At 65.2% G+C, this 7,022-nt stretch carries 8 protein-coding genes (1 of these 8 cut by a window edge); 3 read left to right on the top strand and 5 right to left on the bottom strand.

What is annotated here, in order from left to right; genetic code table 11:
* On the top strand, positions 1–742 hold the 3' portion of the coding sequence (locus F623_RS0103450) for an anhydro-N-acetylmuramic acid kinase (RefSeq protein ID WP_026278572.1). It extends 389 nt beyond the left edge of the window; the window shows 742 of its 1,131 coding nt (coding positions 390–1,131); its start codon lies off the left edge, out of view; it ends in the stop codon at positions 740–742.
* A 66-nt stretch (positions 743–808) separates the two neighbouring features.
* Here F623_RS0103450 and erpA read toward each other — a convergent pair whose 3' ends face one another.
* From erpA to argC, 4 genes are all read right to left on the bottom strand, one after another.
* Positions 809–1,189: an iron-sulfur cluster insertion protein ErpA gene (erpA, locus tag F623_RS0103445; protein ID WP_018860691.1), complete on the bottom strand. Its 381-nt coding sequence runs from the start codon at positions 1,187–1,189 to the stop codon at positions 809–811.
* Between the two features lie 121 nt (positions 1,190–1,310).
* Positions 1,311–1,745 (bottom strand): polymer-forming cytoskeletal protein, encoded by a 435-nt coding sequence (locus F623_RS0103440; RefSeq protein ID WP_018860692.1) that lies wholly within the window; start codon positions 1,743–1,745, stop codon positions 1,311–1,313.
* Positions 1,742–2,503 (bottom strand): DUF6776 family protein, encoded by a 762-nt coding sequence (locus tag F623_RS0103435; RefSeq protein WP_018860693.1) that lies wholly within the window; start codon positions 2,501–2,503, stop codon positions 1,742–1,744. Before F623_RS0103435 ends, F623_RS0103440 begins: the two co-directional genes overlap by 4 nt.
* Before the next feature lie 14 nt (positions 2,504–2,517).
* Complete coding sequence (argC, locus tag F623_RS0103430; protein ID WP_018860694.1) at positions 2,518–3,573, bottom strand: N-acetyl-gamma-glutamyl-phosphate reductase; 1,056 nt, start codon at positions 3,571–3,573, stop codon at positions 2,518–2,520.
* Positions 3,574–3,671: 98 nt separating this feature from the next.
* Here argC and F623_RS0103425 point away from each other — a divergent pair, with 98 nt between their 5' ends.
* Both F623_RS0103425 and F623_RS0103420 read left to right on the top strand, forming a co-directional pair.
* On the top strand, positions 3,672–4,187 hold the full coding sequence (locus F623_RS0103425) for a peroxiredoxin (RefSeq protein ID WP_018860695.1): 516 nt from the start codon (positions 3,672–3,674) through the stop codon (positions 4,185–4,187).
* Positions 4,188–4,222: 35 nt separating this feature from the next.
* On the top strand, positions 4,223–4,741 hold the full coding sequence (locus F623_RS0103420; protein WP_018860696.1) for a CopD family protein: 519 nt from the start codon (positions 4,223–4,225) through the stop codon (positions 4,739–4,741).
* Between the two features lie 11 nt (positions 4,742–4,752).
* On the opposite strand, the gene ptsP is transcribed toward F623_RS0103420, so the two are convergent.
* Positions 4,753–7,020 (bottom strand): phosphoenolpyruvate--protein phosphotransferase, encoded by a 2,268-nt coding sequence (gene ptsP, locus F623_RS0103415; RefSeq protein WP_018860697.1) that lies wholly within the window; start codon positions 7,018–7,020, stop codon positions 4,753–4,755.
* Between the last annotated feature and the right edge of the window lie 2 nt (positions 7,021–7,022).

The raw sequence follows: 7,022 nt of genomic DNA, 5'->3' as shown, positions 1-7,022 counted from the left end.
CGCGCACTTTCGCCAGCGCGACCTCGCGGCGGGAGGCGAGGGGGCGCCGCTGGCCTGCGCGTTCCACGCAGACTGGCTGGGGCACCCGACCGAGACGCGCGCGATCCTGAACCTCGGCGGGATCGCCAACCTGACCTGGCTGGAACCGGGCCAGCCAGTGCGTGGATGCGACAGCGGCCCCGCCAACACCCTCCTGGACGGCTGGGCGCGCCGGCATCTTGGCCAGCCCTATGATGCCGGTGGCGCGTGGGCGCGCACGGGGCACACCGACCCGTCACTGCTGGCACAACTCCTCGAGGACCCGTACTTCCTGCGTCCCGCTCCCAAAAGCACCGGGCCCGAGCACTTCTCACCCCACTGGCTTCGCCAGGTCGGGGGCGAACAGCTCGACCGGATGAACGCAGAGGACGTTCAGGCCACCCTGGTCGAACTCACCGTGGACGGGGTACGCCTGACGCTCGAATCCCTGCGAGCAGCAGCGCCCGACCGCGTCATTGTCTGCGGCGGCGGCGCCCACAACGGCTACCTGATGGAACGGCTGCAAAGCCGGCTGGCCGGCAGCAAGGTCGAGAGTTCCGAACGCCACGGGATACCACCCCAGCAGGTGGAGGGGGCCGCCTTTGCCTGGCTGGCGTATCGGCATCTGCGCGGCGAGGCGGGCAACCTGCCGGAGGTCACGGGTGCGCGAGGGCCGCGCATCCTCGGCTGCCGGATCCCCGGCCGCGCGCCCGAATCGACATAGAAATACGCACAAAAAAGGCCCGACCGATACGGCCGGGCCCTGACAGTAGTGTAACGACTCTGTACGTCAGACCGAGAAGCTGGACCCGCAACCGCAGGTGGTCGAGGCATTCGGATTGCGAATCACGAACTGCGCACCTTCCAGACCTTCGGTGTAGTCAATTTCGGCACCGACGAGATACTGAAAACTCATCGGGTCGATCAGCAGGGTAACCCCGCCGTTCTCGACCACGGTATCGCCCTCGCCAATGGTTTCGTCAAAGGTAAAACCGTACTGGAAGCCGGAGCAGCCGCCACCGCTAACGAACACCCTCAGCTTGAGGTTGTCGTTGTTCTCCTCCTCGATCAGCCCCTTCACCTTGCTCGCGGCGGCATCAGAGAAGATCAGCGGGCTCGGGATCTCCATGTCCATATCCGCCTCGGTATTGGATGTCATGGCTTCGGACATTGGGTGCCTCCTGTAAGAATCATTTTCATTTACGCTACGGAATACTGACCGTCAGCGTCAAGAATACCCCACGAATGATGCTGGGCCACGTTCGGCAAAGTGCCGGTTGAATGGGTCTCCCTCAGGAAACCGCAGTCTGCGGCTCGGCCTCCTGCACAGGAGGCTCCTCCAGTTCGCCCTGCAGGGGCTCTTCCATGCGTTCGAGCTGGCCGTCGATACTCGCGCCCTCGGTGATCTGCAGACTCTTGTAATACAGGTGGCCATGCAAACGCGCGGTCGCACCGAGTTCGACGTACTCGCTCATGTGCATATCACCCCGCACTTCGCCATTCACAACCAGGTGCGGCACCATCACCTGCCCCTCGACAACCCCCTGAGGCGCCACCATCAGTACGGCTGAAGGATCGCTCGGCGCACGAATACTGCCCACCACGCGGCCCTCGACATAAAGCCCCCCGCTGAACTCCACTTCGCCACGCACCACGGCGTTCTCTCCAATCATGGTGTCGACCCGACGTGCCCGCTTGCTACCACGCCCCCGCTTGCGTCCGATCATGCCCCTTCTCCCGTCATTCGATCCCATTCCCCGCGCTTCATCGTCGGCTCGGGGCCATCCTCTTCGTCGGGCTCCACCCTAACGGTTACACCCTCCGGCGTGAAATCCTCCGGCAACACGACCCGCGCACGCACGTTACGCAACAGTCGGAAGCCCTCAATGCTGCGCGATTGCTCCACGCCCAACTCGTCCTGATCGAGAGTCGTGTCCTCGTCGTCCCCCTCGAAACGCCCGGTTATCTCCAGCGACCAGCTCACATCCAGCGACCGGTTCAGGCCAGCCCGGTATATCTGGAACACCACATCCCACACCCCGGACTGTCCCGTCGCCTGCAGCGCCAGGTCTCGCAACCCCAGACTCGAGTCATTATTGTTCTCTGCCAGCCGCTCGTAGAACGCCACCTCATCCCGCAACCGTGCCAGTTCAGCCTCCTGGCGCTCGACATCCTCGCGATAGGCGTCTTTTTCGGCCTCCAGGAGTGACAGCTGCCGCCTCGCGCGTTGCTGCTCGGCCTCCGCCTGCTGTCGCGCTGCAACCTCGCGCTGCAGCTCGCCCGTCAGGGCATCGATACGCACCTGGGGATCGATCACGCCCTCGTCCGGCCAGTGCATCCACAGCCAGCCGCCGATTCCGGCCACCAACAAGAAAGGAGCCAGCAACAATACACCCAGGCCCCAGCGCCGCCGACGCTGTCGCACCGGCCGTGGCGGCGGGATCCGGGGGCGGCGCCGCGGCACCGGTGTCGGGAGCTTGGACATTAACCAGTGTTCCCCTATGGGAAGACCGCCAAGTCGCGCAACCCCTCGTCCTCCGGGTAGCCGAACATGAGGTTCATGTTCTGCACGGCCTGCCCGGCCGCCCCCTTGACCAGGTTGTCAATCACCGACAGGACCACCAGACGATCGGAGTGCGGCGGCCGTGCCACCGCGATCCGGCAGTGATTGGTCCCCCGCACGCTGGCCGTCTCGGGATGCGACCCCGGGGGCAGGACATCGACGAACGGCTCATTGGCGTAACGCTGCTCGAAACAAACCTGCCAGTCGGTCTCGGCTTGTCGCGACCGCAGATAGAGGGTCGCATGGATACCGCGCGTCATTGGCACCAGATGCGGCTGAAAGATCAGCCCGACCTCGCCACCGACCACATCGCTCAGGGTCTGGTGAATCTCCGGCCAGTGGCGATGCCCGCCGGCCGCGTAGGCGCGGAAGTTCTCCTGCACCTCGGCGAACAGGCCACCAATCTGCGCCTTGCGCCCCGCCCCGCTGACCCCGCTCTTGGCATCCGCGATCACGTCGGCCGGGTCGATCAGGCCCTGTTCCAGCAGCGGCAGGACACCGAGCGTCACGGCCGTCGGGTAACAGCCCGGGACGGCGATCAGCCGCGCAGGACGGATCCGGTCACGGTGAATCTCCGGCAGACCGTATACCGCCTCGCCCAGATACTCCGGGGCCCCGTGCGCCTGGCCATACCAGCGCTCCCACAACGCCGGATCGCGTATGCGAAAGTCGGCCGACAGGTCAATCACCCGCGTCCCGCGCTCCAGCAGCGCGCCGGCCATCGCGTGGGCCACTCCATGCGGCGTGGCAAAGAAAACCGCATCGCACTCACCCAGCACGCCGGCATCCGGCTCGCGAAAGACCGCGTCCACGGCCCCGCGCAGACTGGGAAACAAATCGGCGACCGCCGTACCCGCCTCGCCGCGCGAGGTGACCACTGCCAGGTCTGCCGAAGGGTGTCGGGCCAGCAGGCGCAGCAGTTCCACGCCGGCGTACCCGGTCGCACCGACAACCCCGATGCGGATAGGTTTGCTATTGGTTGTTGCCATCATGCTGCGGCATGATACCGCCTTACCACAAAGCACGGAACGAAGTCGCACTCGCGCCAGTCGAAACCGGCGATTTACAACCAACGGGAACCCCTGAACCCATGAGCAGCTTTCGCATCGACCGCAAGACCATCATTGGCGGCATCTTCATCCTGACCCTGATCGGGGTTGCCCTGGCGATCTGGCTGGCCGATGACGGCATGCGCCCGGCGCCGGAATTCACCGCCACGACGCTCGATGGCGAAGAGGTAGCACTGTCGGACTACGAGGGGCGCCCGGTGATGATCTCCTTCTGGGCCACCAACTGCCCGTCCTGCGTGCGCGAAATCCCGAAGCTGATCTACCTGCACGAGACCTATGCCGAGAAGGGCTTCGAACTGCTCGCGGTCGCCGTGTCCTACGACCCGATCAACCGGGTGGAGGCGATGCGCGAGGACCGCGAGATGCCGTACAGGGTGATCCACGACACCGAAGACGGCATGTCGCAAGCCTTCGGCGGCGTGCGTCTGACCCCGACCACATTCGTGATCTCGCCGAGCGGGCGCATCGTCTACCAGAAGCTGGGCGACCCGGACTTCGAACAGATCGAACGCCACCTGCAACGCTGGCTGTCCTGAACGCACCACCCCCGCCCCGCTGGGAGACCTGAAGCATGGAAGCCTATAACTGGCTGGTAAGCCTGCACGTGATCTTCATGGTCACCTGGTTCGCCGGGCTGTTCTATCTGCCACGGCTGTTCGTCTATCATGCGATGACCGACGACGCCCTGGGCCACGAGCGCTTCAAGACCATGGAGCGCAAGCTGTTCTACGGGATCATGACACCCGGCGGGCTGCTGACGATCGCCTTTGGCGGAGTCATGCTGGCCCTGATCCCGGGGTATCTGAACGAGCCCTGGATGCACTTCAAGCTCACGCTGGTGGCCCTGCTGGTGATCTACCACATCTGGTGCGGCTGGATCGTGCGTGACTTCCGGGATGACCTGAACCGCCGCGAACACACCTGGTTTCGCTGGTTCAACGAGTTTCCGGTGCCAATCCTGGTCGGCGTGGTGGTGCTGGTGATCAACCGCTCCATCGCGGATGCCCTGATCGCGATCGGGGTCGTGCTGGCGATCTTTGTGCTGGCCGCGCTGATCGGCTGGTGGAGACGCCGGCGCGAGGCCGCCTGACGCCGGCCGAATCAGTTCTTGCCCGCGCGCACCAGGCCGCCGAGCCCGGCCTGTACCAGGGCATTGTTCAGCAGCGAGCGGATCTGTTCCGCGTTCTCCAGCATGCGGCACTGGGCCAGTAGCGCCTCGGCACGATCCGTGGAGAAGCTTCGGATCACCCATTTCACCCGCGGAATTGCGGAGACGCTGACACTGAGGCTGTCGATCCCCATACCCAGCAGCAGGATCACCGCGGCCGGATCGGCCGCCATCTCGCCGCACACACTGACCGGCTTGCCCGCCCGGTGCGCCCCGTCGGTGATGATCTCCAATGCGCGAATGCAGGCCGGGTGCAGGGTGTCATAAAGGTTGGCCACCCGCGCGTTGTTGCGGTCCACCGCCAGCAGGTACTGAACGAGATCATTGGTCCCCACCGACAGGAAGTCCACGCGCCGGGCCAGCGTCTCCGACAGATACACCGCTGCCGGGACCTCGACCATCACCCCGACCTTGGGCATCGGGATCATGAACCCCTCGTCCAGCAGCTCCTCGCGCGCCCGGTTGAGCAGCGTCATCGCCCCCTTGAGCTCGTCCAGAGCCGAGATCATCGGGAACAGGATCTGCAGGTTGTCATGCGCGCAGCTGGCCTTGAGCATCGCGCGCAGCTGCGTCAGGAAAATCTCCGGGTGATCCAGCGAGATGCGGATGCCACGCCAGCCCAGGAACGGGTTGTCCTCCTTGACCGGAAAATACGGCAGCGCTTTGTCGCCGCCGATATCCAGCGTGCGCAACGTGACCGGCATCGGGTCAAAAGACGCCAGCACCTGCTCGTAGAGCTGGACCTGCTCCTCCTCCCCGGGGAAGCGGTCGCGGATCATGAACGGGACCTCGGTGCGATAAAGCCCCACACCCTCGGCCCCGGATTCCAGCGACGGCTTGATATCGGCCAGCAGCCCGGAATTCGCCAGTACCGGGACCGCCACACCATCGCGGGTGGCCGCCGGATCCTTGGCCAGGGAGCGCAGATCCTCGGCCAGCTCGCGCTCCTCGCGTACCAGGCGCTCGAACTCCGCGCGCAGTTCCGCGTTCGGGTTCACGAACAGGCGGCCGCGATAACCGTCGACCAGGATCTCGCGGTTTTCCAGACGGCCTACCGGCAGCTCCGAGACCCCCATCACCGCCGGGATATTGAGCGCCCGCGCCAGGATCGCGATGTGCGAGGACCCGGTGCCCTTGGCCGAAACCATCGCACCCAGGCGCTCGATCGGCACCTCGGCCAGGTGTGACGCGGTCAGGTCGTCACCGACCAGGATGCCCCCGTCCGGGAATTCCTCCTGGCTGCGCTCGGCCGGCAGCAGATGAGACAACACCCGCCGACCCAGGTCCCGCACATCGGCCGCGCGCTCGCGCAGATATGGATCTTCCATGTCCTCGAACACGCGAACGCTCTCGCGCACGGTGTCGCGCAGGGCAGCCGGAGCCCATTGACCGTTGCGAATGCGCGCCTCGGTCTTGTGCACCAGAGAGTCCGAGCCCAGCAACATCAGATAAGCGTCGAACAGGACCTGCTCGTCCGCGCCGAGCGCCTCGCCCATGCGCTGCTTGAGATCCTCGATCTCGGTGCGCGTCTCGGCCACCGCCTGTCCGAAACGCTCGAGCTCCTCGTCGACCCCTATGCCCTCGCGATCCGGGATGGAGTCGAGATCCGCCAGCCGGTAGGCCACCACGGCCCGGCCGATCGCGACCCCGGGGGAACCGGCGATCCCGGTCGCCTCGACATTGACGTGCCCGATCAGCGGGGTCTCGGAGGAGATCTCGTCGTTGAATTCCGCGTAGGCGATCGCACCGGCCAGCTGCGCAGCCAGGGTAATCAGGAAGGAGACGTGCTCGTCATCGAACTTGCGCGCCTGATGCTGCTGCACGACCAACACCCCCAGCAGGCTGCGTTGGTGGATAATCGGCACACCGAGAAAGGCCAGGAAGTGTTCCTCGCCGGTCTCGGGGAAATAACGAAAGCGCGGGTGGTCCTGGGCACTGTCCAGGTTGACCGGCTCGGCGCGCGAGGCGACCAGCCCCACTAGACCCTCGGAAGGGTCCATCTCCACATGCCCGATGGATTCCTCGCGCAGACCCTCCGACGCCATCAGCACCAGACGGCCCGACTGCGGTGACTTCAGGTAAATGGAGCAGACATCGATATCCAACGCGGCCTTCACGCGGGTCACGATGATATGCAGCGCCTCGAAAAAGTCGGCGGCGCCATTGACCTCCTGCACCACGCGGCGCAGGACCTCCAGCATCG

Source organism: Thioalkalivibrio sp. ALD1, assembly GCF_000381245.1.
Lineage (GTDB): Bacteria > Pseudomonadota > Gammaproteobacteria > Ectothiorhodospirales > Ectothiorhodospiraceae > Thioalkalivibrio.
Note: the sequence above shows the minus strand (reverse complement) of the source record. Positions and strands in the feature narration are given on the sequence as shown.